This window comes from Streptomyces sp. NBC_00878 (assembly GCF_026341515.1).
Classification (GTDB): domain Bacteria; phylum Actinomycetota; class Actinomycetes; order Streptomycetales; family Streptomycetaceae; genus Streptomyces.
The window spans coordinates 5161779-5184869 of record NZ_JAPEOK010000001.1; the positions used below are offsets into that span (position 1 = coordinate 5161779).

General features: G+C 71.0%; 30 protein-coding genes and 2 pseudogenes. 18 read left to right on the plus strand and 14 right to left on the minus strand.

Annotated elements, in window-relative coordinates:
• Positions 1 to 25: 25 nt before the first annotated feature.
• Both OHA11_RS22035 and OHA11_RS22040 read right to left on the minus strand, forming a co-directional pair.
• Complete coding sequence (locus OHA11_RS22035) at positions 26 to 1294, minus strand: MFS transporter (protein WP_266498876.1); 1269 nt, start codon at positions 1292 to 1294, stop codon at positions 26 to 28.
• On the minus strand, positions 1291 to 2649 hold the full coding sequence (locus tag OHA11_RS22040; RefSeq protein WP_266498878.1) for a rhodanese-like domain-containing protein: 1359 nt from the start codon (positions 2647 to 2649) through the stop codon (positions 1291 to 1293). Before OHA11_RS22040 ends, OHA11_RS22035 begins: the two co-directional genes overlap by 4 nt.
• Positions 2650 to 2735: 86 nt before the next feature.
• On the opposite strand from OHA11_RS22040, the gene OHA11_RS22045 reads away from it, so the two are divergent.
• The 5 genes from OHA11_RS22045 to OHA11_RS22065 all read left to right on the plus strand — a co-directional run bounded on the left by OHA11_RS22045 (position 2736) and on the right by OHA11_RS22065 (position 5070).
• Positions 2736 to 3404, plus strand: coding sequence for a metalloregulator ArsR/SmtB family transcription factor (locus OHA11_RS22045; protein ID WP_266498880.1), 669 nt, complete (start codon positions 2736 to 2738; stop codon positions 3402 to 3404).
• Positions 3401 to 3706 carry an aminotransferase class V-fold PLP-dependent enzyme gene (locus OHA11_RS22050; RefSeq protein WP_266507359.1) on the plus strand — a complete coding sequence of 102 codons (306 nt, stop codon included), beginning with the start codon at positions 3401 to 3403 and terminating at the stop codon, positions 3704 to 3706. The genes OHA11_RS22045 and OHA11_RS22050 overlap by 4 nt, the downstream gene beginning before the upstream one ends.
• Positions 3676 to 4566: a cysteine desulfurase family protein gene (locus OHA11_RS22055; protein ID WP_266507360.1), complete on the plus strand. Its 891-nt coding sequence runs from the start codon at positions 3676 to 3678 to the stop codon at positions 4564 to 4566. Before OHA11_RS22050 ends, OHA11_RS22055 begins: the two co-directional genes overlap by 31 nt.
• A gap of 64 nt (positions 4567 to 4630) precedes the next feature.
• A complete protein-coding gene (locus tag OHA11_RS22060) occupies positions 4631 to 4768 on the plus strand; it encodes a hypothetical protein (RefSeq protein ID WP_266498881.1) in 138 nt (45 codons plus the stop codon).
• A complete protein-coding gene (locus tag OHA11_RS22065) occupies positions 4765 to 5070 on the plus strand; it encodes a sulfurtransferase TusA family protein (RefSeq protein ID WP_266498884.1) in 306 nt (101 codons plus the stop codon). Before OHA11_RS22060 ends, OHA11_RS22065 begins: the two co-directional genes overlap by 4 nt.
• Positions 5071 to 5154: 84 nt before the next feature.
• Here the strand turns inward: OHA11_RS22065 and OHA11_RS22070 are convergent, their stop codons facing one another.
• Positions 5155 to 5595: a MarR family winged helix-turn-helix transcriptional regulator gene (locus OHA11_RS22070; RefSeq protein WP_266498886.1), complete on the minus strand. Its 441-nt coding sequence runs from the start codon at positions 5593 to 5595 to the stop codon at positions 5155 to 5157.
• 84 nt (positions 5596 to 5679) lie between these two features.
• On the opposite strand from OHA11_RS22070, the gene OHA11_RS22075 reads away from it, so the two are divergent.
• Positions 5680 to 6363 (plus strand): class I SAM-dependent methyltransferase, encoded by a 684-nt coding sequence (locus OHA11_RS22075; protein ID WP_266498889.1) that lies wholly within the window; start codon positions 5680 to 5682, stop codon positions 6361 to 6363.
• Positions 6364 to 6591: 228 nt separating this feature from the next.
• On the plus strand, positions 6592 to 7233 hold the full coding sequence (locus tag OHA11_RS22080) for a hypothetical protein (RefSeq protein ID WP_266498892.1): 642 nt from the start codon (positions 6592 to 6594) through the stop codon (positions 7231 to 7233).
• Here the strand turns inward: OHA11_RS22080 and OHA11_RS22085 are convergent.
• Together OHA11_RS22085 and OHA11_RS22090 are read right to left on the minus strand one after the other, a co-directional pair.
• Positions 7172 to 8608 (minus strand): cell wall metabolism sensor histidine kinase WalK, encoded by a 1437-nt coding sequence (locus OHA11_RS22085; protein WP_266498893.1) that lies wholly within the window; start codon positions 8606 to 8608, stop codon positions 7172 to 7174. The two genes, OHA11_RS22080 and OHA11_RS22085, sit on opposite strands and share 62 nt — an antisense overlap.
• The gene (locus tag OHA11_RS22090) at positions 8598 to 9293 is read right to left on the minus strand and encodes a response regulator transcription factor (RefSeq protein ID WP_266498896.1); all 696 of its coding nucleotides are present in this window, start codon (positions 9291 to 9293) and stop codon (positions 8598 to 8600) included. The genes OHA11_RS22085 and OHA11_RS22090 overlap by 11 nt, the downstream gene beginning before the upstream one ends.
• 188 nt (positions 9294 to 9481) lie before the next feature.
• Here OHA11_RS22090 and OHA11_RS22095 point away from each other — a divergent pair, with 188 nt between their 5' ends.
• From OHA11_RS22095 to OHA11_RS22125, 7 genes are all read left to right on the plus strand, one after another.
• Positions 9482 to 10168 carry a DUF2202 domain-containing protein gene (locus OHA11_RS22095; RefSeq protein WP_266498897.1) on the plus strand — a complete coding sequence of 229 codons (687 nt, stop codon included), beginning with the start codon at positions 9482 to 9484 and terminating at the stop codon, positions 10166 to 10168.
• 125 nt (positions 10169 to 10293) lie between these two features.
• On the plus strand, positions 10294 to 10620 hold the full coding sequence (locus OHA11_RS22100; protein WP_266498899.1) for a rhodanese-like domain-containing protein: 327 nt from the start codon (positions 10294 to 10296) through the stop codon (positions 10618 to 10620).
• A gap of 86 nt (positions 10621 to 10706) precedes the next feature.
• Positions 10707 to 11921 (plus strand): FAD/NAD(P)-binding oxidoreductase, encoded by a 1215-nt coding sequence (locus OHA11_RS22105; protein ID WP_266498902.1) that lies wholly within the window; start codon positions 10707 to 10709, stop codon positions 11919 to 11921.
• A gap of 124 nt (positions 11922 to 12045) precedes the next feature.
• Positions 12046 to 13431, plus strand: coding sequence for a rhodanese-like domain-containing protein (locus tag OHA11_RS22110; protein ID WP_266498904.1), 1386 nt, complete (start codon positions 12046 to 12048; stop codon positions 13429 to 13431).
• A gap of 118 nt (positions 13432 to 13549) precedes the next feature.
• Positions 13550 to 14143: a rhodanese-like domain-containing protein gene (locus OHA11_RS22115; RefSeq protein WP_266498905.1), complete on the plus strand. Its 594-nt coding sequence runs from the start codon at positions 13550 to 13552 to the stop codon at positions 14141 to 14143.
• The gene (locus OHA11_RS22120; RefSeq protein ID WP_266498907.1) at positions 14140 to 15024 is read left to right on the plus strand and encodes a sulfite exporter TauE/SafE family protein; all 885 of its coding nucleotides are present in this window, start codon (positions 14140 to 14142) and stop codon (positions 15022 to 15024) included. Before OHA11_RS22115 ends, OHA11_RS22120 begins: the two co-directional genes overlap by 4 nt.
• A 59-nt stretch (positions 15025 to 15083) precedes the next feature.
• On the plus strand, positions 15084 to 15347 hold the full coding sequence (locus tag OHA11_RS22125) for a metal-sensitive transcriptional regulator (RefSeq protein WP_266498916.1): 264 nt from the start codon (positions 15084 to 15086) through the stop codon (positions 15345 to 15347).
• 318 nt (positions 15348 to 15665) lie between these two features.
• On the opposite strand, the pseudogene OHA11_RS22130 reads toward OHA11_RS22125, so the two are convergent.
• Positions 15666 to 16031, minus strand: a pseudogene (locus tag OHA11_RS22130) (TSUP family transporter); the annotation flags it as partial.
• 318 nt (positions 16032 to 16349) lie between these two features.
• Here OHA11_RS22130 and OHA11_RS22135 point away from each other — a divergent pair.
• Together OHA11_RS22135 and OHA11_RS22140 are read left to right on the plus strand one after the other, a co-directional pair.
• Positions 16350 to 16619 (plus strand): metal-sensitive transcriptional regulator, encoded by a 270-nt coding sequence (locus OHA11_RS22135; protein ID WP_323186609.1) that lies wholly within the window; start codon positions 16350 to 16352, stop codon positions 16617 to 16619.
• 192 nt (positions 16620 to 16811) lie between these two features.
• Positions 16812 to 17063 carry a hypothetical protein gene (locus OHA11_RS22140; RefSeq protein WP_266498922.1) on the plus strand — a complete coding sequence of 84 codons (252 nt, stop codon included), beginning with the start codon at positions 16812 to 16814 and terminating at the stop codon, positions 17061 to 17063.
• A 20-nt stretch (positions 17064 to 17083) separates the two neighbouring features.
• Here OHA11_RS22140 and OHA11_RS22145 read toward each other — a convergent pair.
• The 5 genes and pseudogenes from OHA11_RS22145 to OHA11_RS22165 all read right to left on the minus strand — a co-directional run bounded on the left by OHA11_RS22145 (position 17084) and on the right by OHA11_RS22165 (position 20629).
• A pseudogene (locus OHA11_RS22145) lies at positions 17084 to 17764 on the minus strand (PIG-L family deacetylase).
• The gene (locus OHA11_RS22150) at positions 17761 to 18234 is read right to left on the minus strand and encodes a DsrE/DsrF/DrsH-like family protein (RefSeq protein ID WP_266498925.1); all 474 of its coding nucleotides are present in this window, start codon (positions 18232 to 18234) and stop codon (positions 17761 to 17763) included. Before OHA11_RS22150 ends, OHA11_RS22145 begins: the two are co-directional and overlap by 4 nt.
• A 37-nt stretch (positions 18235 to 18271) precedes the next feature.
• Entirely contained in the window at positions 18272 to 18589 is a 318-nt protein-coding gene (locus OHA11_RS22155) for a TusE/DsrC/DsvC family sulfur relay protein (RefSeq protein WP_266498926.1), read from the minus strand.
• Between the two features lie 37 nt (positions 18590 to 18626).
• Entirely contained in the window at positions 18627 to 19904 is a 1278-nt protein-coding gene (locus OHA11_RS22160; RefSeq protein ID WP_266498927.1) for an NAD(P)/FAD-dependent oxidoreductase, read from the minus strand.
• A gap of 53 nt (positions 19905 to 19957) precedes the next feature.
• Positions 19958 to 20629 (minus strand): peroxiredoxin, encoded by a 672-nt coding sequence (locus OHA11_RS22165; protein ID WP_266498929.1) that lies wholly within the window; start codon positions 20627 to 20629, stop codon positions 19958 to 19960.
• Between the two features lie 172 nt (positions 20630 to 20801).
• Here OHA11_RS22165 and OHA11_RS22170 point away from each other — a divergent pair, with 172 nt between their 5' ends.
• Positions 20802 to 21254, plus strand: coding sequence for an OsmC family protein (locus OHA11_RS22170; protein ID WP_266498930.1), 453 nt, complete (start codon positions 20802 to 20804; stop codon positions 21252 to 21254).
• 2 nt (positions 21255 to 21256) lie between these two features.
• Positions 21257 to 21967, plus strand: coding sequence for a hypothetical protein (locus OHA11_RS22175; RefSeq protein WP_266498932.1), 711 nt, complete (start codon positions 21257 to 21259; stop codon positions 21965 to 21967).
• On the opposite strand, the gene OHA11_RS22180 is transcribed toward OHA11_RS22175, so the two are convergent.
• The 3 genes from OHA11_RS22180 to OHA11_RS22190 all read right to left on the minus strand — a co-directional run bounded on the left by OHA11_RS22180 (position 21880) and on the right by OHA11_RS22190 (position 22967).
• Positions 21880 to 22281 carry a DNA-binding protein gene (locus OHA11_RS22180; protein ID WP_266498933.1) on the minus strand — a complete coding sequence of 134 codons (402 nt, stop codon included), beginning with the start codon at positions 22279 to 22281 and terminating at the stop codon, positions 21880 to 21882. The genes OHA11_RS22175 and OHA11_RS22180 overlap by 88 nt on opposite strands.
• Positions 22278 to 22526: a hypothetical protein gene (locus OHA11_RS22185; protein ID WP_266498935.1), complete on the minus strand. Its 249-nt coding sequence runs from the start codon at positions 22524 to 22526 to the stop codon at positions 22278 to 22280. The genes OHA11_RS22180 and OHA11_RS22185 overlap by 4 nt, the downstream gene beginning before the upstream one ends.
• A gap of 129 nt (positions 22527 to 22655) precedes the next feature.
• A complete protein-coding gene (locus tag OHA11_RS22190; protein ID WP_266498936.1) occupies positions 22656 to 22967 on the minus strand; it encodes a calcium-binding protein in 312 nt (103 codons plus the stop codon).
• Positions 22968 to 23091: the final 124 nt, after the last annotated feature.

A 23091-nucleotide genomic window follows, 5' to 3' on the forward strand; every position in this document is an offset into this window, starting at 1 on the left:
GACATGCGTGGTCTCAGTTTTGGTCTCAGTTGCCCGCCGGACCGGGCCGCGGGTGGGTTTCGTACATGCGGACGGCGACGATCAGGCCGGAGGCTGCCGTGAGGGCGGCTACGGCCCAGATGGCGGTGGTGAGTCCGTAGGCGTCGGCCAGGATGCCGGCGAGCAGGGCGCCGACTGCGAAGCCGCCGTCGCGCCACAGGCGGTAGACGCCGACTGCGCGGGCACGCCAGGCGGGGTGAGCGACGTCTCCTACGACAGCGAGGAGGGTCGGGTAGACCAGCGCGGTGCCGATGCCGAGCAGGATCTGGGCGGTGGCCCACACGGCGAAGGTGGTCCCTTCAGCGACGAGGGCGATAGCGGCGGCCTGCAGCAGCATGCCCGCGGTGATGAGGTGTTTGCGGCCGATGTGGTCGGACCACCAGCCGGTGAGCATCTGGCCCGCGCCCCATACTGCGGGGTAGAGGGCGGCGAGGACGCCGATCTGGGCGATGGACAGGCCGTGGGCGGCGAAGAGCAGGGGGAAGATGCCCCAGGCGAGGGCGTCGTTGAGGTTGTTGACCAGGCCGGCCTGGCTGGCGGCGGACAGGGCCTTGTCGCTCAGGCTGGTAAGGCGAGCGATCTGGCCGGTGGTCAATTCGGCTTCCGATCCCGGTTGCTGGGGGTGCTGGGCGGCCTCGGCCCGGGCGTGCTCGCGGGTCTCACGGACGGCGAAGGTGGACAGGCCCAGCGCCAGGACGACATAGGCGGCGCCGAGGAGGAACGGCTCCGGCCGCAGCCCGGCGTGTTCGGCGATGGCGCCGGTGGCCATGGCGGTGGCGGCGACGGCTCCGTAGCCGGCGGCCTCGTTGAAGCCCATGGCCAGGCCGCGGCGCTGGGGGCCGGCGAGGTCGATCTTCATGATGACGGTGGTGGACCAGGTCAGGCCCTGGTTCATGCCGAGCAGGACGTTGGCGGCGATGATCCAGGCCCAGGTCGGACCCCAGGCCAGCATGACGGGCACGGGCAGGGCGATCAGCCAGCCGGCGATCAGGACCGGCTTGCGGCCGTAGCGGTCCGACCATGTGCCTGCGAAGAAGTTGGTGATGGCCTTGGTGGTGCCGAAGGCCAGGATGTAGGTGAGGGCGGCGGTGTAGGCGGACAGGTGGAAGACGTCGTCGGCGAGCAGCGGCAGCACGGTGCGTTCCTGGCCGAGCATGCCGCCGACCAGGGCGTTGACCGCGACGAGCAGGCTGAACTGGGCGAGGTTGGCGCGCAGCCCGAGCCGTACGCCGCCGGGGGTGGCAGTGGCTGTCACGCGCCTGTCTCCAGCGTGCGGCCGGTGGCCTTGGCCCAGTCGCCCGGTCCGCCGTCCAGGACGGCGAGGTCGTCGTGTCCGGCACGCGCGAGGAGGCTGGCGGCGGTCATCGCGCGCTCGCCGTGCCCGCAGGCGACCACGGCCCCGGCTGGTGCTTCGTCGCTACGGGCGGTCAGTTCGGCAAGTTCGATGCCGACGGCGCCGGGGATGTGTCCCGTTGCGTGCTCGGCCTGCTGCCGGATGTCGAGGACCGGGCGGTCGGCGATGCGGTCGGCGGTGAGCAGATCGATGGTCTGCTGCTCTCCGCCGTCCGCCTGCCAGGCGTCCCAGTCCAGGTGTCCGGCCAGCCGCTCGTATCCGATCTTCAGTGCCTGCCAGGTGAGTTCAGCGAGGTCCTGGCCCGGCGCGGTGACGAAGACCATCGGGGTGGCGTCGGGCAGCAGCCAGCCGAGCCAGGTGGCGAACTGGTCGCGCAGCGGGATGGAGATCGCGCCAGGGATGTGGCCATGGGCGAAGTCCGCGACAGGGCGTACGTCGATGATCTGGGCGCCTTCGCCCAGCAGTTGGCGCGTCTCGGCCGCTGTGAGGGCGGCGAGCGTGGGGGCGGTGCCGAGGACCGCGGGCCCGCGCCGGTTGATCTCGCCCAGGCGGTCGAAGTACGCCGGGTAGGATCCGAGGCTGCCCAGCAGCTGCCGTACGAAGGTGTCCTCGTCCGGTGCGGTAAGCAGGGCGTTGGCCCGCCGCTGGGCGCCGATGGTGGTCGTGCGCTCGGCGCCGGGCGGGGCGGAGCAGAAGGAGCCGGCGCCGTGGGTGGGCCACACGGCGGTCGTGTCCGGCAGCTGGGTCAGGCGCCGTAGTGAGTGGTACTGGGCGCGGGCGAGTTCGTCCGCGCGGTCGGCGCCGAGCAGGTCGGTGCGGGCGGCGGAGCCGACGATGAGGGATCCGCCGGTGAAGACGCCCAGCTCGCGGGTGCCGTCCAGGAGGAGGAAGGACAGGTGCTCGTCAGTGTGTCCGGGGGTGGCCAAAGCCCGCAGGGTCAGCCCGCCCAGGTCGGTCTCGTCGCCGTCGGCGAGCGCGGTGTGCGGAAAGTCGCGGTGTCCGGCGGTGGAGGCCAGGACGGTCGCGCCGTCGTCGGCTGCGAGTTGGAGCGCACCGGTGAGGAAGTCGGCATGCAGGTGGGTGTCGGCGGCGTAAGCCACGCTCAGCCCGCGCCGCCCGGCGGCAGTGCGCAGGGCGCGTAGATCCCGGCTCGCGTCCACTGCCAGGGCGTGCCCTTCGCCCAGGTCGACGAGGTAGGCGCTGTTGCCAAGACCCTCGTCGACCAGCGGTATCAGGTGATCGTCGGCGAAGCCCATCAGGTCCTCCTGGTGTCACGGTAGGTGCTGGATGGTCATAGCGCCCACCTGCAGATACAATATTCCATGGATTTATGGAGGATGCCATGGGAGACCCCGCGCGCAAGTCGGCGCTGTACGACGCCTTCGCCCGCACCGGTAAGGCGCTGAGCAGTGGCAAGCGTCTGGAACTGCTCGATCTGCTGGCCCAGGGCGAGCGCACCGTCGACGCCCTCGCCAAGGCGGCCGGGCTGAACCTGACCACCGCCTCGGCCCACCTGCAGACCCTCAAGCAGGCCGGGCTCGTGGCCACCCGCCGTGAGGGTGTGCGCATCCACTACCGGCTGGCCGGAGACGACGTCGCCGCTCTCTACGCCCTGTTGCGCCGGGTCGCCCAGACCCATCAGGCAGGTGTCGAGGCCGCCCGTACTGCCTACCTCGGGGAGGACCGGTCGGAGGGTGTCGGGCGCGAGGAGTTGCTGGCCCGAGCGCAGGCGGGCGAGGTCGTCGTCCTGGACGTGCGGCCTGCCGAGGAGTACGCCGCCGGGCACATTCCCGGCGCGCTCTCCATCCCGGTCGAGGAACTCGCCGACCGTATCGCCGAGTTGCCCGCCGATACCGAGGTCGTCGCCTACTGCCGTGGCGAGTACTGCGTCCTGGCCCACGACGCCGTACGGCTGCTCGCCTCCCGCGGGCGGCGGGCCGTGCGGCTGTCCGACGGCATGCTGGAGTGGCGCCTCGCCGACCTGCCGGTGGCCACCGGAGAAGCCGCGTGATCCCCGCGCACTCCGCGCTGCAGGGCGGGCCGGTCTACCTGGACTACAACGCCACCACTCCGGTGGACCCGAGGGTGTTCGACGCGATGCTGCCTCACCTGGGGCATCACTTCGGCAACCCGTCCAGCAGCCATTCCTACGGCGACCAGCCCCGCCACGCGCTCGATCAGGCACGCGCGCAGGTCGCGGCCCTGATCGGGGCCCGGCCCGACGAGATCGCCTCACCGGCTCCGGCTCCGAGGCCGACAACCTCGCCCTACGCGGCGCCGTACTGTCCGCCAGGACCGACCGCCCCCATGTGATCACCCAGGTCACCGAGCACCCGGCCATCCTGGAGACCTGCCGCTCCCTGGAACGCCACCACGGCACCGAGGTGACGTACCTGCCCGTCGGCGGCGACGACGGCCTGGTCGACCCGGCGGCGCTCGCCGCCGCCCTCACCGAACGCACCGTCCTGGTCTCGCTCATGGCTGCGAACAACGAGACCGGCGCTCTCCAGCCCATCTTCGAACTGGCCCGCATCACCCGCGCCCACGGGGCGCTCTTCCACTGCGACGCCGCCCAGGCCGCCGGGAAAATCCCCTTGGGCGTACAGGAGTGGGGCGTCGACCTGCTGACGGTCGTCGGCCACAAGATGTACGCGCCGAAGGGCATCGCCGCCCTGTACGTCCGCCAGGGCGTCGCCCTCGAACCGCTCGTCCACGGCGGAGGGCAGGAAAGGGGCCTGCGCGCCGGCACCGAGAACGTCGCGTTCGCCATCGCGCTGGGCACGGCCGCCGAACTCGCCGCCACCGAACTGGCCGACGGGACACCGGGCCGTATCGCGGGACTCCGGGACAGCCTGCACCGGCGCCTGGCCGATGCCCTGCCCGGCCGCGTCCACCTCAACGGGCCCGACACGGGACGCCTGCCCAACACGCTGAACGTCAGCATCGACGGCACGCTCGGGCACGAACTCCTCGCCGCCGCACCCGGCCTCGCGGCCTCCACCGGCTCGGCCTGCCACAGCGGCACCCACACCCCCTCCCCCGTCCTGACCGCCATGGGCCTCGACGCGGACCGCGCGCTCGGGGCTCTGCGGCTGTCCCTGGGCCGCCGGAGCACGCCCGAGGACATCGAGACGGCGGCAACCGCGCTGCTCAAGGCGGCTGCCGCGCTGTGAGAACGGGGCCATCGGCCCCTACGTGAGAGCGACGACCGTGAGAGCGACGACGAGCAGGAGAGGTATGACCGACACCACCGCTCAGGGGATGTCCACCCGCAGTGTGCACGCCGGCGAGAGCCGCGATCCCGAGGGAGCGATCCACACCCCGCTGTACACGCACTCGACGTTCGCGTTCGACACCACCGCGAGCAGCCGATGAACAGCCCCTCCACCTCTACCGCCGCCGCCATCACGGTCGACGGCACCGGCCTGCTCTGCGTCACTCTCCTACTGAAGCTGCGCGCCCACATCGCCGACGCCGAGCCCAGCTCGATCGTCCACGTCATCGCCACAGACCCGGCCGCCCCGCTCGACCTGCCCGCCTGGTGCCACAGGACAGGCCACACCTATCTCGGGCCCGTCCCCGACTCCGACCGGGATGTGTACGCGCTCCGTCCGACGGCCGGCGCCCTGCCCACCCGGCCCGACGCCCCGTGGCACTCCGACGGCCGACAGGACTGAGAACAGGACGTGGTGCCGCACTGCCCCAGCCAGGTCACGCAGTGCCTAGCCAGTCACCTCCGTTGACGACGACATCCGGCACGCTCACCCCATCGCCCGCAACCGCTCGATCACGACCTCCAGCCCGCCCTGGAACGCCTCCAGTTGCGCGGCTGGCATGTCGCCGAACAGCTCGGCGGCCATGGAGTCGCGGCCGCCCCGCAGGGTCGCCGTGACCGTACGGCCCTTCACGGTCAGGGACACCAGGGTCGCGCGCCGGTCGGTCGGGTGTGCCTCGCGGACCACCAGCCCGTCAGCCTGCAGTGCGTCCAGCAGCCCGGTGACATTGCGCGGGGTGACCCCCAGCCGCGCGGCCAGCGCCCGCTGGGTCATCGGCCCGTCGTGCAGCAGAGCCCACAGCAGCCCCGCCCGGGCCGTCGTCAGCCCACGCTCGGCGACGCCGCGCGCCATCATCGCGCCGAGCACCTCGGCGAGCTCGAAGAGCCGGTTCAGCGAGACGCTGGCGGAAGCGGTCCCCTCGGGCATATCGTGAAGTGACTTCACTATGTAGTACCTCCGCAAAACATCGTAGCCCCAAGGCACTGCTGTCGAGCAGGACGGTGACCAGCCATGGCCCAACAGATCGCTACACCCACCAGGCGCCATCCGGTATTCGCCCGCTTCTACGCGAAGGTCGCCGGCCCCGCCCTGGACAAGGCCGGCATCACGGAACACCGCACCCGTCTGCTGTCCGGCCTGTCCGGCCTGGCCGGCGAGGTCGTCGAGATCGGCGCGGGCAACGGGCTGAACTTCGCCCACTACCCGGCGGAGGTAAAGCGGGTGCTGGCCGTCGAGCCCGAGCCGCGCCTGCGCGCCCTGGCCGAGGAGAGCGCCCGCACGACGTCGGTCCAGATGGATGTGATCGACGGGATCGCCGAGCAACTGCCGGTCCCGAACGGCTCGTTCGACGCCGCGGTCGTCTGCCTCACTCTGTGCTCGGTGGCCGACCCGCACGCCGCCCTCGCCGAACTCCACCGCCTCCTGCGGCCCGGCGGACAGCTCCGCTTCTTCGAGCACGTACGCGCCGACTCACCCGCGATGCGCCGCGTGCAGCGCGTCGTGGACGCCACCGTCTGGCCCTTGCTGATGGGCGGCTGCCACACCGGCCGCGACACCCAGGCGGCCATCACCGCCGCCGGGTTCACGCTCACCTCGCTGGAGAAGTTCGCCTCCCCCGAGACCCGCGCCCCCTCCCCGGCGGCCACCCACATCCTCGGCACCGCCGAGCGCCCCCGGCCCGGCGGCACCTCGTGACCACCCCTGAGAACGAGACGGCGCCGACGCGTGTCGACGATCGCGTTTTCCCCAGCTCGGGTGGTTTGAGCACTTCGTTATTCCTCATCCTGAATTCTCCTAATTGGCCATGGGTACGGCGGAGTTCGGGATCGAGGGACCTGGTCATCGCGGAGTTCGCGTGAGCGGCCCTCGGCCTGTGGGTGGGAAGGCCGATGGGCAGCCCCGATGGCGAGGAGAACGTTCGTCGTGGTCGATGTCACCGAGATCTACGTCCACTGGTACGCGGGCCGCTCGAAGAGCGCGCTGGCCGCGTCGCTGGGCGTGGACCGCAAAACGGTCAGAAAGTATCTGGCGCCGGCGGAGGCGGCCGGAATCACGCCGGGCGGCCCTCCGATGAGTGAGGCCGACTGGGCCGGACTGTTCAAGGGCTGGTTCCCGGAACTGGCCAACTCCCGCCTGAGGCAGATCACTTGGGCGGACATCGACCAGCACCGTGACTACATCGAGAGCCTGCTGGGGACGGTGACGGTCACCACGATCCACCAGCGGCTGCGGGACGAGCACAAGCTTCAGGTGTCGATCTCCGCGTTCCGCCGCTGGGTCCACGCCACGCTGCCCGACGAAGTGAAGAGGTCGCAGGTCACCGTCCTGCGCGAGGACATCGAGCCAGGCGAGGAAGCGCAGATCGACTACGGCTTCCTGGGCCAGTGGATCAACCCGCGCACCGGCAAACGGCACCGGATCTGGGCCTTAGTGATGGTGCTGCCGTGCTCGCGGCACATGTTCGTCCGCCCCGTCCGCCATCAGGTGACCCTTGATGCCAGGATCAAAGGTGCGCCAGCCGGTCACCGGACGACCGGGCGGCGCCGTCGCGCGGCAGCCGGATGACGATCCGTGTCCCTGCGGCGGGTTCGGAGAGGGCCGTGACGGTGCCGCCGTGCGCGGTGATCAGTTCTTTCACCACGGCGAGGCCGATGCCGCTGCCGCCGCTGCGGTTCCGGGCGGCGCTGCCGCGCCAGAGCCGGTCGAAGACGTGCGGGAGTTCGTCGGCGGGAATGCCGGGGCCGTCGTCGGTGACCTGCACGAGTACCGCGTCGCCTTCGGCGGACGCGGTGACGGTGACGGTGTCGCCGGGGCGGCAGTAGCGGGCCGCGTTGCTCAGCAGGTTGCCCAGGGCCTGGTGGATGCGGTCGGCGTCGGCTCGGACGGGCAGCGCCTCGGTTGCGATGCGGGTGCGGACGGTGAGTCCGGCGGCACGCAGTTCGGCCTCCCGGTCGGTCACGGCATGGCGTACGAGGTGGGCGAGTTCGACCGGAACCGTGTTCAGGGACAGCCGGGCCGATTCGGCCTCGGACAGTTCGGCCAGGTCACCGACGACGCGGCCCAGGCGCAGGGTCTGGTCGTGGAGTGCGGCCAGGCGTGCCGGTGAGGGGGTGGCGTATCCGTCGCGCAGTTCCTCGAGGCCGGCCTGCAGCGCGGCCAGCGGGGTGCGCAGCTCGTGGGCGACGTCGGCCGAGAGGCGGCGGCGGGCCTGCTCGGTGTGGGTGACGTCGTCGGCCATGGTGTCGAAGGCGCGGGAGAGGTCACCCAGTTCGCCGGGCGCGTCCACCCGGGCGCGAGCGGTGTGGTCACCGGCGGCGAGTGCGCGGGCGGTGCGGGCGACCCGTACGACCGGGTCGGTGAGGCGGCGGGTCACGTACCAGCTCACGGCCAGGGCCAGTGCCAGGGCGGCCAGCGCCGCGCCGCCGACCCAGCCCCAGGCGATGTTCCGACCTGCCGTTCCGGATCCGTGGGGGAAGCGCAGTTGGACGGAGCCCACGGTGCTGCCGCCGGACACGACGTCGGCGCTTGCGCTGCGGCCGGAGGCAGCGGCGCCACCGTGTCCCATACCGTGCCCCGAACCGGGCATCTCCGCGTCGAGTTCCGTGCCGTCCGAGGAAGCGGCCGTGGACAGGATCACCCCGTCGTCGGCGTCCCACAGGGTGAGCACCGCGCCGGCCCCGTCCGCGATCGTACGGGTGGGCCCGAGATCTGCCGCGCTCCAGCCGCCCGCCCTGCGGTAGGCGGCCCCGGCCGCGGCGGCCGTGCGATCGGCGATGCGCTGGCGGTCGGCCTGCTGCGCCGTGCTGATGCCCCGGTCGGTGCCGACCAGGGCTGCCGCCGTCAGGAGGGCCACCGAGGACAGGGCGACCACGGCGAAGGCCGCGAACAGGCGCCTGCCCAGCGGCCCGAGTCCCAGGCGACGTCCTGATTCACTGGTCACGGGTCAGCCCCAGCCGGTAGCCGACACCGAGCACCGTTTCGACGACGCCGGAGCCGTCGGACCCCAGCTTGTGCCGCAGGTTCTTCACGTGCGAGTCGATGGTGCGCTCGTAGCCGGTGAACTCATAGCCCTGGACCCGGTTGACCAGTTCGTAGCGCGAGTACACCCGTCCCGGCACCGAGGCGAGCGCGGTGAGCAGACCCCATTCGGTGGGCGTCAGATCCACCACCGAGCCGTCCCATGCCGCCTCATGCCGTACCTCGTCGATCCGCAGCCGGCCTCCGCCGTAGGCCGCCGGAGCTCCCGGGGCTCCGGACGCCGCCCCGGCCCGGTGCAGCACCGCCTGAACGCGCAGCACCACCTCGGTGGGGCTGAACGGTTTGGTCACGTAGTCGTCGGCGCCCAGCCGCAGCCCGTGGATCCGGTCCTCGACCGCGCTGCGCGCCGTGAGCACCACGACCGGGATCCCGCCACGGGCGTGCGCCTCCCGCAGCACCTCTTCGCCGTCCACGTCCGGCAGACCGAGGTCCAGGACCGCGAGGTCCACCGACCCGTCGCCGAGCAGCCGGATCGCCTCAGCGCCCGAGCCGGTCGTCACCACCGCGTACCCCGCCCGCTCCATGTAGCGGCGCAGCAGTTCGCGTATCTCCTTCTCGTCCTCGACGACGAGCACGGTGGTGGCCATGCACCCAGGTGTACGGGCCGCGGACCCCCTCTGCCAGGGCCGAACAGCCCCCGTGGACACGTCCAGTGGGCTCCATACCGCCTCCACACCACCGCCACGCCGTCTGCGACGCCCGGCGGGACGGTGAAAGCGCATCAAAGAAGAGCAGTCAGCGCAAGAACCGGAGAACAGACCCGAGAAGGTGCGTCATGAAGCGCAACACCAAACTCGCCACCGCGATCGCCGCGGCAGCGGCCGTCGTGACCGGCGGCATCCTCATCGCCGGTCCGGCCACCGCCGGCGCGGCTGGAGAGCAGACGCCGTCCGCGCGGTCCACCACGCAGAGCTCGATGATGAACGGTCAGCAGCACACCCACCGCCACGGCGACGGGACGGGAGTCGGGGACGGCAACGGCCCCTGCTCACTCACCGGTACCGCCACCACGGCACCCAGCGGCACCCTGAGCGCGGCTCAGAAGACCACGCTCGCCCGCATGGCCGAGGAGGAGAAGCTCGCCCACGACCTCTACACCGTGTTCGCCGCCCGGTACGACGCCCGGGTCTTCGACCGGATCGCTGCCGCCGAGACCCATCACCTCGATGCGGTCCGCACACTCCTCGACCGCTACGACGTGACCGACCCCACCACGGGCAAGGCGACGGGCGACTTCGCCGACACCACCGTCCAGGCCACGTACGACCGGCTGCTGAAGCAGGGCACCGCAAACGTGGACGGCGCCCTCAAGGCCGGCCTCACGTTCGAGACCGACGACATCGCCGCCCTCACGAAGGCGCAGTCCGGGCTCGACGCCCCGGACGTCGAGCAGATGTACGCCAACCTGCTCGCCGCCTCCCGGATGCACCAGGCCGCCTTCGAATCGTGGCTGGTCCGGTGATCCCTCCCGATCGGTGTCCTTACCCGGGAGGCAAATACCCCAGGGGGTATTTGACAGCGCTTCGACGGGCACTCTACCCTCACTGTCATTGATACCCCCTAGGGTATTTTGAGGAGGTTCCGAACATGGCTCGCGAAGTGGATCTGGAAGCGTTCGCCGCGGCTCTGGCAGCCGGCGGGGTCGTCGTGGACGTCCGGGAGCCGGGCGAATACCTGGCCGGCCATGTACCGGGCGCACGGCTGATGCCGCTCAGCGTGCTGGCGGGCCGGATCGGTGAACTGCCCGTCGGCCGGCCGGTGTACGTGATCTGCGCCAGCGGCAACCGCAGCCTGACCGCCGCCGACCGCATGAGCGGGTTCGGCATCGACGCGTACTCCGTGGCGGGCGGCACCAGCGGCTGGGCCCGAACCGGGCGCCCGCTGGTGACCGGACCCCACGCCACCGCGGCCTGACCGGGCACGCCCCCTTTGGCCGCCCCTGGCCCCGGCCCGGTTCATCGGGCACCGCATCCGCACCCACATCCGATGGGAGTCCTCCCTTGGCCTCCATACCCTCACCCCCCACCCACCACCACGTCGTCATCGTCGGCGGCGGCAGCGCCGGGATCAGCGTCGCGGCCCGGCTGCGCCGCGCCGGTGTCACCGACATCGCCCTGATCGAACCGTCCGACACCCACTGGTACCAGCCGCTGTGGACCCTGGTCGGCGGCGGCCAGGCCCCGCTGCGCGCCACCCGCCGCCCCGAGGCGTCCGTCGTCCCCGACGGAGTGCACTGGATCCGGCAAGCAGCCCGGGCCGTCGACCCGGACCTGCGGACCATCACCCTCGGCGACGGGCGCAGGCTCGGCTACGACTCCCTCGTCATGGCGCCCGGCCTGCAACTCGACTGGAACGGAGTGCCCGGCCTCGCCGAGGCCATCGGCCATGACCGTGTCACCAGCAACTACGCACCCGAGTACGCCCCGCGCACCTGGGACCTGATCCGCGGCATGCGCTCGGGCACGGCGGTCTTCACCCACCCGGCCACCCCGCTCAAGTGTGGCGGCGCTCCGCAGAAGATCGCCTACCTGGCCGCCGACCACTGGCGCAGGCAGAAGGTCCTGGACCGCATCCGGATCGTACTCGTGATCCCCGACCCGGCCCTGTTCAAGGTGCCGGCCTGGTCCGAGGTACTGGAGAAGGTCGCCGCCCGGTACAGCACAGAGGTGCGACTGCGCTCGGAGATGACCGCCATCGACGGCGACGCCCGCGAACTGACCGTCACCGATCACGCCACCGGAACCAAGGAAACCCTCGCCTACGATCTCCTGCACGCCGTGCCGCCGCAGAGCGCCCCGGACTGGGTCAAGACCGGCCCGCTCGCCGACCCCGCGAGCCCGCAGGGATTCATCGCGGCCGACAGGCACGCCCTCCAACACCCCCGCCACCCCGAGGTCTTCGCTCTCGGCGACGTGGCGAACCTGCCGACTTCCAAGACCGGCGCGGCCGTCCGCAAGCAGGCCCCGGTGGTCGCCGCCAACCTGCTCGCCGTCATGAAGGGCGCCGAGCCCACCAGCCGCTACGACGGCTACACCTCCTGCCCTCTGGTGACCGCCCGCGACAAGATGCTGCTCGCCGAGTTCGACTACGACCTGAAGCCCACCCCGAGCTTCCCGCTCATCGACACCTTCAAGGAACGCCGCGACATGTGGCTGTTCAAGCGGTACGGGCTGCCACCGCTCTACTGGCACGGCATGCTCACCGGCCGCCTCTGACCGACCGGCCCGGGCCTCCCCCGACCCGGGCCGGTCATCTCACCGCCCCGCACAAGGGCCAACCCTGACCATTTAAATACCCCCCGGGGTATTAAGTCTCATCGATCCGCTACGGAGGTCATCCGTGTTCTTCGCCCAGCACTACCTCGACTGCCTCTCCCAGGCGTCCTACCTGATCGCCGACGAGTCCACCGGCAAGGCCGTCGTCGTCGACCCGCGCCGCGACGTCTCGGAGTACCTCGCCGACGCCGAGGCCCATGGCTTCACCATCGAAGCCGTCATCAACACCCACTTCCACGCCGACTTCCTCGCCGGCCACCTCGAACTCGCCGCCCGCACCGGCGCCTGGATCGGCTACGGACACCGCGCCGAGACGGAGTACCCGATCCGCAAGCTCACCGACGGCGAGCGCATCAGCCTCGGCGACGTCACCCTGGAGATACTGGAAACCCCCGGCCACACCCCGGAGTCCATCAGCGTCCTGGTCTACGAGCACGCGGCCGACGCGGTCCCGTACGGCGTGCTGACCGGCGACGCGCTGTTCATCGGCGACGTCGGCCGCCCCGACCTGCTCGCCTCCCTCGGCGCCACCGCCGACGAACTCGGCCACATGCTCTACGACAGCATCCAGCACAAACTCATGGCCCTGCCCGACCCGGTCCGCGTCTTCCCGGCCCACGGCGCCGGATCCTCCTGCGGCAAGAACCTCTCCACCGAACGCCAGTCGACCATCGGACAGCAGCGCACCACCAACTACGCCTGCGCGCCCATGAGCGAGCAGGAGTTCGTCGCCCTCGTCACCGCCGGACAGCCCTCCGCGCCCGGCTACTTCGTCTACGACGCCATCCTCAACCGCAAGGACCACGGCCTGTTCGACGCTGCCGCCACCCAACAGCCGCTGTCCGCCGCCGAGTTCCTCAGCCGTCGGGCCGCCGGCGCGCTGGTACTGGACGCCCGCGACCCGCAGGAGTTCGCCGCCGGCCATCTGCGCGGCTCCGTGAACGTGCCCGCCGACGGGCGGTTCGCCGAGCAGGCCGGAACGGTCGTCGCCCCCGACCAGGAGGTCGTCGTCATCGCACCGCAGGACCGTGAGGAGGAGATCGTCACCCGGCTCGCCCGGATCGGATTCGACAAGGTCGGCGGTTACCTGCGCGAGCCCGAGGGCGCCTTCCCGGACATGGCCGAGGAGATGCGGCAGGCAAGCCGCCTGACCGCCCACCAGCTCCGCCGGGCGCTCGACAGCGAGCAGCCCCCGCTCGTCCTCGACGTCCGCAACACCGCCGAACGCGAGGAAGGCTTCATCGAGGGGTCCGCGCACGTCCCGCTCGCCGAACTCCCCCGCCGTCTCGACGAGATCCCCGTCGGCCGGCCCCTGGTCGTGCACTGCGCGGGCGGCCACCGCTCCTCCATCGCGGCCAGCCTGCTCCGCCACAACGGCCTCGACGACGTCTCCGACCTCCTCGGGGGTTACGGCGCCTGGCTCGCCGAGACCGCGACAGCCGACGCCTGATCCCTCGCTCGGTCCCGCCGGGCGGCGGCCATCTCCATGGCCACCGCCGCCCGGCGCCCCACCCGCATTTCCCTGTCCTCTGTTCCGGCGGCTCCGTCCGCCCCCTGAAGGAGATTCCGTGACCGCCGACGCCACCAGCCCCCGTCCCACCCCGCGGCTCGACCCGGCCGCCCTGCACGAGATCACCGAGAGCGGCGCCGGGCCCCGGCTCCTCGACGTACGCACCCCCGGTGAGTTCCGCACCGCCCACATACCCGGCTCCTACAACGTCCCCCTAGACACCCTGCGGGAACACCGCGCCGAACTCCTGCGCCACCTGGACGAGGACGTCGTCCTGATCTGCCGCTCCGGCGGGCGCGCCGCCCAGGCCGAGCAGGCCCTGGCCGAGGCCGGGCTGCCCAACCTGCGCGTCCTCGACGGCGGCGTCCTCGCCTGGGAGGCGGCCGGTGGTCCGCTCAACCGCGGCCCGGCCCGCTGGGACCTGGAACGCCAGGTACGGCTGGTCGCGGGAAGCATCGTCCTGTTGTCCGGGCTGGCGGCCCTCCTCGTGCCCGGCCTCTACCTCATCGGCACCGCCGTCGGCGCGGGGCTGACCGTCGCCGCGCTCACCAACACCTGCGCCATGGGCATGCTGCTGTCCAAGCTCCCCTACAACCGCGGCCCCCGCACCGACCTGCAGTCCGTCATCAACGCGCTGGGGGCCCGCTCATGATCGCCGTCATCGTCGCAGCGTCCCTGCTGATCGGCGTCAGCCTCGGCATCCTGGGCGGCGGCGGATCCATCCTCACCGTGCCCATCCTGATCTACCTGGCCGGCATGGAGGCCAAGCAGGCCATCGCCACCTCCCTGTTCGTCGTCGGCGTCACCAGCGCCGCCGGAGTCGTCTCGCACGCCCGCGCCGGACGCGTCCGGTGGCGCACCGGGCTGCTGTTCGGCCTGGTCGGCATGGCCGGAGCGTACGGAGGAGGGCGGCTGGCGGAGTTCATCTCCGGCACGGTCCTGCTGATCACCTTCGGCCTGATGATGGTCGCGACGGCGATCGCCATGATCCGCGGCCGCAAGCAGGCGCCCAGGAAGGTCCACCACGAACTCCCCGTCGGGCACGTCCTGCTGGACGGGATCGTCGTGGGCCTGGTCACCGGACTGGTCGGCGCAGGCGGAGGCTTCCTCGTCGTGCCCGCCCTCGCACTGCTCGGCGGGCTCCCGATGAGCGTCGCCGTCGGCACCTCGCTCCTGGTGATCTCCATGAAGTCCTTCGCCGGGCTGGCCGGCTACCTCTCCAGCGTCCACATCGACTGGGGGCTCGCGACACTCGTCACCGCGGCCGCCGTCGTCGGCGGACTCGTCGGCGGCCGTCTCGCGGGACGCATCCCGCAGGACGCGCTGCGCAAGGCGTTCGGCTGGTTCGTGGTCACCATGGGCGTCTTCGTCCTGGGCCAGCAGGTCAGCCCCGAGATCCGCGGCACCGTGCTGACGCACCCGGCCACCTGGGCCCTCGCAACGACCACCGCGGCTCTCCTGCTCGGCCGGTACCTGCACAACCGCTCCCGGCGGGCACCCGACCCGGCAGCGAGTGTGCCCACCAGGCCATAGTCTTCATATACCCCTATGGGTATATTCAAAGGGGATGGCCGACTCCGAGGAGGCGTCCGGTGAATGCAGAAGCGACGACCGACATACTCAACCGTCTCCATCGCGCACAGGGCCAGCTGGCCGGAGTCATCGCCATGATCGAATCCGGACGCGACCGCAAAGACGTCGTCACCCAGCTCGCGGCGGTCTCCCGGGCACTCGACCGGGCCGGGTTCAAGATCGTGGCCAGTGGCATGCGGCAGTGCCTGGCCGAGCAGCCGGACGGCGAAGCCCCGCCGATGACCGAAGCCGAACTGGAGAGACTGTTCCTGGCTCTGGCCTGAACCGCATCTCGGCAGTCGAGCGTCCTGGACTCCTGTGCAGTTGTGACGCCGGGCGGCCGGCAGCACTTGGGGCACCCCGGCAACCGTCCGGTGAAGCAGACGGGCCGCTGCGCGACGGCGAGGCCGAGGCCCGCACAATCCGGCCGCAGCCCCCGGCAGCAAGGGCGTGCGGTGCGGCCCCGCTCGAACGTGAGGCGGACCACCCTCGGGCCCGGGCCCCGGCCCTCCGCCGCACACCCGGCCCACGGCTCCGCCGCCGCCCGGGCCAAAGCCCGTGAATCCATGCGCCCCGCCGATATGGACCGGACGCCCAATGACTCACCGGAGCGCGTCGGCGAGCATGAAGACCGCGACGGCCGGCAGCAGTACGGCGGAGATGCGTTGCAGGCGCCGGGCGGGGACCTTGGCGGCGATGCGCTTGCCGTCCCAGGCTCCGAGGATCGCCGCTCCGAGGAAGGGGCCGACGAGCGCCCAGTCCAGTACACCGGCCGAGGGCAGCCGGGCCGCCAGCGCGGCCAGCGCGTTCACGGCGATGACCAGCAGGCTGGTGCCGACCGCCTGCGGCATGGCGAAGCCGAGCACGGTGACCAGGGCGGGGACGGCGAGGAAGCCACCCCCGACGCCGAGTAGCCCGGTCACCCCGCCCAGCCCCGCTCCGGCAAGGGCGGCCCGGCCGGGCCGCACCGTGTGGCCCTCTCCCGCCTCGGCAGCGGCGGGACCCTGCTGCTGGTCGGCATGACGCCTCGAACCGCGAGCACGGCTTCGGCGGGCCGCAAGACCCCCGCGTCCTGTACACCGCGGCGCAGGTCGCCGCCGAATGGCGGCCCTACGCCCGGATCCCGCGCGCCGAGACGGTCGCGCGACCGGTCGACGGTCCGGAAGGTCCGCGCACCGCCATCGACTCACTGGTGCGCGCCGAACGCCGCTGACGAGCGACTATCCCGGTCCATATACCCCCACGGGTACTATGGGAGCGATCGACCGGCCACGAGGAGGCTCCCGGTGAAGGTGGAAGAGGAAGCGATGGGCGCGGTGCTCAACCGGCTGCGCCGCGCGCAGGGGCAGCTGGCCGGGGTCATCGCCATGATCGAGGCAGGCCGCGACTGCAAGGACGTGGTCACCCAGCTCGCGGCGGTCTCCCGCGCCCTGGACCGGGCTGGGTTCAAGATCGTGGCCAGCGGTATGCGGCAGTGCCTCGCCGAACAGGAGGACGGATCCGCCCCGCCGATGACCGAGGCGGAACTGGAGAAGCTGTTCCTGGCGCTGGCCTGAGACCGAGTCAACGGCGTGGAGCGCCCGCCGCCTCCCGGAAACGCGGGGCGGCGGGCGCCCCGCGTTTCCGGGAACATTCCGAGCCTGCGCGACGCTGCCCCTAATACCCCACCGGGTATCCAGGGAGAGGACGTGGGCAGGATGGCGGAGTCAGAGCACATGCAGCTTGGTCCGGCTGGCGAGGCGCCACTGGTGACCTCCTGCAGCCGGCGGATCGACGTGAAGTTCCTGCGACTGGCCGCCGCCACGGACCGGCCGATCAGCCGGGTCGCGCTCGATGTGGGCCCCGTCCGCAGCGGCGAACCGGGAACCTGGGCCTCGCTGACCATGGGCGAGGCACTCGACCTGGCCCGTCGGCTCATGGCGCAAGTCTGCGTCGCCGAAGCAGAGTCAGCACCGGTCGATGCGCCTGCGTCCACGCCGCCTCGTGCTCCCTCCGCCTGACAACGAGCCGTTCCCCAAGGTCACAGCAAGCGACGCAGGTACTCGCTCTCCCCCAGGAGTTCGAGGCGACGCCACAGCACTGGGTTGTCGGTCGACTGGCTTGCGTGACAGGCGATGGCGCGGTGCTGCCGGGCCCGCGGGACCGACCTGGTCTCATGGCATTCACCCGGCTCACGTCCCTCGAACGAGGCTCCGAACTCCCTGTTCATGGTCTCCGCGACCGCCCTCGGCAGGGTCCAGCCGAGGACCTGGATTCCCCTTTCACGGGCGGCGGCAAGAGCCGCCTCGGTGGCCCGCCGGTGATCACGGTGTCCGGTGACGCCGGTGGTGTCGAACACCAGCAGATGACTGGGGCGCCGTTCGGTGACGAGACGGCCGACCCGCGCGGCGAGCCTGCTCAGCGGGACGGAGGCAAGATCGCCGTCCGGATATGCGGCCAGCTCCACGCGTTCCACGCCCAGTTACCGTGCGGCGCAAGCCAGTTCGTCCGCCCGCAGCGTGCGCAGGTCGCCGGGGCCGGCGTGCAGCGTGGACGCCTCGCCGTGGGTGAAGCAGAGCACCGTGGCGGGCACGCCGTGAGCGGACAGCAGTGCCAGGAGGCCGCCGAGGACGAACGACTCGTCGTCGGGGTGGGCGACCACCGCCAGCACACGGCGCAGGTCGTCGGGCAGTCCCGCGCCGCCGGGCCGGGGGCCGGTCATGTGTAGATGATCTGGCCGCCGGCCGCGTGCTCGTAGAACTCGCCGACCGTGATGATGCCCTGGACCTGCTCGATGAGGTCGTCCTTGTCGAGTTCGAAGAGGTCCACGGACGCCTTGCAGGCGTAGATGCCGGCGCCGGTGTCGGAGATCATCTCGATGAACTCGGGGATCGGCGGGATGTCGAGCTTCTCCATCTTGCGTTCCATGTACCGGGTGATCAGGTCCGGGACGCCGGGCAGTCCACCCAGAAGGGTGGGCAGGTGCAGGCCGGGGTTGCCGACGGTGGCGAGTTTGATGTGGTCGTACTGCTTCTTCGTAATGGCGTCGAGGCCGAAGAAGGTGAAGAACAGGTCGGCCTCGATGCCTTCGGCGCGGGCGCCGTTGGCCATGATCAGGGCCGGGTAGATCCCTTCCAGGGACCCCTTGGAAACGATGATCGAGACCTTCTCGATGGTGGCGCTGGCGGTCATGTCGGACGCTCCTTCGGGTGGCGGTCGGCGGGTGGGGTCAGATGCAGCCGCGGGGCTTGGGGATTCCGGCGATCCTGGCGGCGGTCTTCGCCGGGCCCTTCGGGAAGAGCTGGTAGAGCTCCTTGACGCTCACGCCGGAGGTCTTGCCGAGGATCCGCACGGTGGGGCCGGTGCCCTTGGCGGCGTATTCGGCGCGCATGAAGTGGATGACCGTCCAGTGGCGGTCGGTCAGCGTCTCGATGTCCTGTTCGCGGGCGATCTGCTCGGCCATCGGCTCGGTCCACTGGCCGGGGTCGGTGAAGAAGCCTTCGTCGTCGACGGTCACGGACGTGTCGGCGTAGGTGGCGGTGGTCATGGCGGTCTGTCTCCGTTCAGGCGGGGTGTGGGTCTCGTCAGGCGGGGGTATGGGTCTTGCCGTGCTCGGGCATCGCCGAACCGATGCCGGGCAGTTCCCGGCCGGGCAGCAGGCTGTGCCAGTACAGCCACTCGAAGGCGAGCTTGCCGAGGTGGTTGGCGCGCGACTCCTTCAGCAGCGGCAGCCCCAGCGCGCCCGGGAAGTGACCGGGCAGCGGCTCGGTGTCGTAATTGAAGTCGATGAGCAGCGCCTTGTGGAAGCCGGTCTCGATGAAGCAGTTGGTGTGCCCGTCGAAGGAGGCGTCCAGCGGCTTCCCGGCCAGGAAGCGGCCGATGTTGTGCGCGAGCACCTCGCCCTCGAAGTGGGCCACCGAGCCGGCCTTGGACGCCGGCAGACCCGCCGCGTCACCGATGGCGAACACCTCGGGGTGGTCCGGGTGTTGCAGCGTGTGCCGGTCCACGGGGACGAACCCGAGCTCGTCACCCAGGCCCGGCGAGCGTTCAACGTACTCGGCGCCGCCGTGCAGCGGTACGACCACGGCCAGGTCGAACGGCACCTCACGCTCGTCGTACGACACCAGCCTGCCACCGGTGCCGTCGACCTCACCGAGCGCGAACTCGGTGACCAGCTCGATGCCCTTCTCCTTCAGCAGGCCGCCCAGCGCCTTCGCGGCGACCGGCTTGGTGAAGGCGCCGTCCAGCGGGGTGACGTAGGTCAGCTCGACGCGGTCGCGGATACCCCGGCGCTGGAAGTACCAGTCCGCGAGGAAGGCGAACTCCAGGGGCGCGACCGGGCACTTGATCGGCAGGTCCACCACGTCGATCACGACGCGGCCGCCCTCGAAGCGCTCCAGCGCCTGATGGAGGGCGACCGCGCCGGGCAGGTCGTAGAAGGTGTGGACCTTCTCGCCCCAGCCCGGCCCGGTCAGGCCCTCGGTCTCCTCCCGCAGCAGGCTCGCGCCGGTGGCCACCACCAGTACGTCGTAGCCCAGCGAGGTGCCGTCGGTGAAGTGCACCTGCTCGGCGGTCAGGTCCACCCGGTCGATCTCGGCGCTCCGGTAGGCGATCCCGTTCAGGAGCTGCCGCGGGCGCGGGCGGACCAGGGCGTGAGGTTCGGCCAGGCCGAAGGGAACGAACAGCAGTCCGGGCTGGTAAACGTGGTCGTCGTTCTGGTCGACCACGGTGATCCGGCACTCGCGCTCGTCGTACGTCCGCCGCAGCCGGTTGGCCGTCAGCGTGCCGGCGGTGCCGCTTCCGAGAATCACGATGCTCTTGTCCATGCCCCCACTCTCGGCGGCGGGGTGAGGCATCGTCATGGGCCGTTGGTCCCGGAAGGGGTACCCGTGGGGGTATACCTTCGACCCCGGGCTCAGCCGGGAGTGCCGGGCTTCGTCGCGAGATACCAGTCGGCGAGCTTGACGGTCTCGTCCGCGAGCCTGGCGTCGAGTTCGGCCTGGGTCTTCGGGGCGCCGAGGACGACGTCGTCGTCGGGGCGCCAGTTGGCCGGGCAGGAGACGCCGTCGCGGTCGGAGATCTGCAGGGCGTCCACGAGCCGCAGGATCTCGGGGATCATCCGCCCGGCGTTCATCGGGTAGTAGAGCACCGCCCGTACGGTCTGCTCCGGGTCGATGAGGAAGACGGCGCGGACGGCGGCGGTGCCGGAGGTGTTCGGGTGGAGCATGCCGTAGGCGCGCGCGACCCGGGTGTCGAGGTCGGCGATGATCGGGAACGGGATGCGTACGCCGAGCTTCTCCTGAATGGACCGGGTCCAGGCCAGGTGGCTGTGGACGGAGTCCACGGAGTTGCCCAGCAGGGCCACGTTCCGGGCGGTGAACTCGTCGGCGAGTTCGGTGAAGGCGATGAACTCGGTGGTGCACACCGGGGTGAAGTCGGCCGGGTGACTGAAGAGCACCAGCCAGCGCCCGGTGTAGTCGGTCAGGCTGACCGGGCCGTGGGTGGACTCGGCCTCGAAGTCCGGCGCCTTGTCGCCGATGAGGGGAGGCCGGGTGGGAGTGATGGTCGGCTGTTCGGCAACGGTCATGGGGCACTCTCCTCGAAGGTGAACTCGAATACCCCCTAGGGTATTTCGGTCCATGAGGTTCGCCCCAGGGCCGAACGGCCCTCTCTCCGATCCCCTCGGCCTCTCGCGAAGACGCACCGGGCGCGGTGCACTGGATACCGGAGCGACTGATCGGACCCGAGGAGACGCGGCCATGACCCACACCGCACCTGACACCGCCGCCCCCGCCCGTCCGCCGGTAGCGGATGTGCACCGGCTGGAGGTCGCCCATGTCGACGGGGACGTGTACGCCGTCGAGGTACGCGGCCACCGGCTGCTGGTCGACCAGCCCGAGGACGCCGGCGGGCAGGACACCGCCCCCACGCCCACCGAGCTGTTCGCCGCGTCCCTGGCTTCCTGTGTCGCCTTCTACGCCGGCCGTTACCTGCACCGTCACGGCCTGGACCGCACCGGGCTGCGGGTGCGGACCGAGTTCACGATGTCCACCGACCGCCCGGCCAGGATCGACACGGTCCACGTGAGGGTCCTGCCGCCTCCCGGCCTGCCCGAGCAGCGCCGCGCCGCTCTCCTCGCCGTCGCCTCGCACTGCACCGTCCACAACACCCTGCACCAGCCGCCGGAGATCGTCATCAGGCTGGAGCCCTGACGATGTCCGCCCGTCCGGTGACCGGCCAGGCGCCGCCCGCGCTTCCCCTCCTGGAACGCATCCGCCAGGGGATCATCGGCGACGACGAGGTGATGGACGGCCCCTACGGGCCCCGGCGCGTCGTCTACGCCGACTACACGGCCTCGGGACGCTCGCTGGACTTCGTCGAGGACTTCGTCCGCGACCACGTCCTGCCGCGCTACGCCAACACCCACACCGAGAGCTCCAGTACCGGACTGCAGACCACCCGGCTGCGGGAGGACGCCCGCCGGATCATCGGCGACGCGGTCGGCGGCACCGTCTCCTTCGTCGGCCCGCTCGGCCACCGCTATCTGGACGACCCGGTCGCCCGCGAGGAGGGCGGCACCCCGGCCATCGTGGAGTCCATCCGCGCCGGTCTGGTCGTCGCCCTCAAACAGGCCGTCGGCACCGACACCATCCAGACCGCGGAGGAACGCCACTGGCGCCATGCCCTGCGCAGCTGGGACCGCAACCCCGCCATCGAGATCCTCGGCAACCACGAAGCCCGCCGACTGTCGATCGTCTCATCACGGGTTGGCATGCGGCGACTCTGGTCTCGGCGGATCCACGCGGATCTGTCCATGGTCCCGGGACGATGTCGCGGTCATAGCCCGATCATCCGGACCTTGCTGCCGCACAGCCGGGTCATGTCATCGACATCCGACGTGAGGATGGCGACCGGGCCAGGCTGACGCAAGGCCGCTTCCGCGACGGTGGCGTCGATCGCGTACTTGTGTCCGTGCAGACCGGCGCCCTTGAGCAATTGGGCCGCCGCCTTGGCCGCTGCCTCCGTGATCGCCTCCACCTTGACCCGGGAGAGCGCCCATTGCAGTCGGGGCAGGTTCACCCTGGCGTGGCTCACCTCCACGATGGTGTTGGCGCTGACGACAAGGTCCGCTCCCATGTCGTGGAACACCTGGAACATCGCCAGAATTTTCCGGTCCTGCGCCACCCAGGCCGACAGCCCCTCACTGTCCAGGACGACGGTCTCAATGTGCCCGCTCACACGGCGCTCGCGCCGCCGGCGGCCGACGTCGTACCGAAGATCCGCGCCCGCGCCTCGGCCAGCTCTTCCTCACTGAAGGCCCCATGCTCGTCCGTGTGGCTGCGCAGGTCGGCCCCCAGGAGCTGGTGCCGGATCTGCCTGGCGACCGCTTCGGCCACGTAGCCGGAGATGTTGTCCGTGATCTTCTTCAGCTCCGCCACCTGCTCAGTGGGGAGTGTCACCGTGATGCGTGTGGTGTCAGCCATAGCCGCAAGCATACTGCGGTATGCGCGCTACGTGCTGTCCGTTTCCTCGCAGTCGGTCCGGTCAACGGCAGTCGGGGCGGCTGTCCGATCGAGCTGGGGCTCAGCTGGGCAGTTCTACGACGCGCCAGTTCAGCGGGCCCAGTAGCGGTATGCCTCGATCCACTGCCAGCCCTCGGGGGCGGGTTCCGGCAGCGGCAGATCCAGAATTCCGATGTCCTGTCGGACCGACCCCCGGGCGCAGCGTGCGACCACGCGTCCGTCCTCGGCCAGATCGACACCGACCACGCTCACCTCGACGCCGAGAACAGTCGTGGTGAACGGCATGGCAAGACTTTCCTCGATCATCGTGAAGAAGCCGGTGAGCTGCTCATCCTCGCCGTAGGCGTCGACGGTGGCCTCTTCGATCAACGCCTCCAGCGCGGCTGGGGTCCAGGTGCTCATGGCCTCACCGTAGCGCTGCACCGTACGGTTGAGGACCGGTGTGTTCAGCAGCGGCGTATCCGTCGCGGCGCCGTCGCCGGCAGTCAAGCCAAGGCTCGCGGTTGCCAGCGTGTGACGTTGCCTG

What these genes read in the sequence shown, in the direction of transcription:
- OHA11_RS22040 (WP_266498878.1), bottom strand. Translation starts at nt 2,649, where the DNA reads ATGGGCTTCGCCGACGATCACCTGATACCGCTGGTCGACGAGGGTCTT.
- OHA11_RS22045 (WP_266498880.1), top strand. Translation starts at nt 2,736, where the DNA reads ATGGGAGACCCCGCGCGCAAGTCGGCGCTGTACGACGCCTTCGCCCGC.
- OHA11_RS22060 (WP_266498881.1), top strand. Translation starts at nt 4,631, where the DNA reads ATGACCGACACCACCGCTCAGGGGATGTCCACCCGCAGTGTGCACGCC.
- OHA11_RS22065 (WP_266498884.1), top strand. Translation starts at nt 4,765, where the DNA reads ATGAACAGCCCCTCCACCTCTACCGCCGCCGCCATCACGGTCGACGGC.
- OHA11_RS22070 (WP_266498886.1), bottom strand. Translation starts at nt 5,595, where the DNA reads ATGCCCGAGGGGACCGCTTCCGCCAGCGTCTCGCTGAACCGGCTCTTC.
- OHA11_RS22075 (WP_266498889.1), top strand. Translation starts at nt 5,680, where the DNA reads ATGGCCCAACAGATCGCTACACCCACCAGGCGCCATCCGGTATTCGCC.
- OHA11_RS22090 (WP_266498896.1), bottom strand. Translation starts at nt 9,293, where the DNA reads ATGGCCACCACCGTGCTCGTCGTCGAGGACGAGAAGGAGATACGCGAA.
- OHA11_RS22095 (WP_266498897.1), top strand. Translation starts at nt 9,482, where the DNA reads ATGAAGCGCAACACCAAACTCGCCACCGCGATCGCCGCGGCAGCGGCC.
- OHA11_RS22100 (WP_266498899.1), top strand. Translation starts at nt 10,294, where the DNA reads ATGGCTCGCGAAGTGGATCTGGAAGCGTTCGCCGCGGCTCTGGCAGCC.
- OHA11_RS22120 (WP_266498907.1), top strand. Translation starts at nt 14,140, where the DNA reads ATGATCGCCGTCATCGTCGCAGCGTCCCTGCTGATCGGCGTCAGCCTC.
- OHA11_RS22150 (WP_266498925.1), bottom strand. Translation starts at nt 18,234, where the DNA reads ATGACCGCCAGCGCCACCATCGAGAAGGTCTCGATCATCGTTTCCAAG.
- OHA11_RS22155 (WP_266498926.1), bottom strand. Translation starts at nt 18,589, where the DNA reads ATGACCACCGCCACCTACGCCGACACGTCCGTGACCGTCGACGACGAA.
- OHA11_RS22160 (WP_266498927.1), bottom strand. Translation starts at nt 19,904, where the DNA reads ATGACGATGCCTCACCCCGCCGCCGAGAGTGGGGGCATGGACAAGAGC.
- OHA11_RS22165 (WP_266498929.1), bottom strand. Translation starts at nt 20,629, where the DNA reads ATGACCGTTGCCGAACAGCCGACCATCACTCCCACCCGGCCTCCCCTC.
- OHA11_RS22170 (WP_266498930.1), top strand. Translation starts at nt 20,802, where the DNA reads ATGACCCACACCGCACCTGACACCGCCGCCCCCGCCCGTCCGCCGGTA.
- OHA11_RS22175 (WP_266498932.1), top strand. Translation starts at nt 21,257, where the DNA reads ATGTCCGCCCGTCCGGTGACCGGCCAGGCGCCGCCCGCGCTTCCCCTC.
- OHA11_RS22185 (WP_266498935.1), bottom strand. Translation starts at nt 22,526, where the DNA reads ATGGCTGACACCACACGCATCACGGTGACACTCCCCACTGAGCAGGTG.
- OHA11_RS22190 (WP_266498936.1), bottom strand. Translation starts at nt 22,967, where the DNA reads ATGAGCACCTGGACCCCAGCCGCGCTGGAGGCGTTGATCGAAGAGGCC.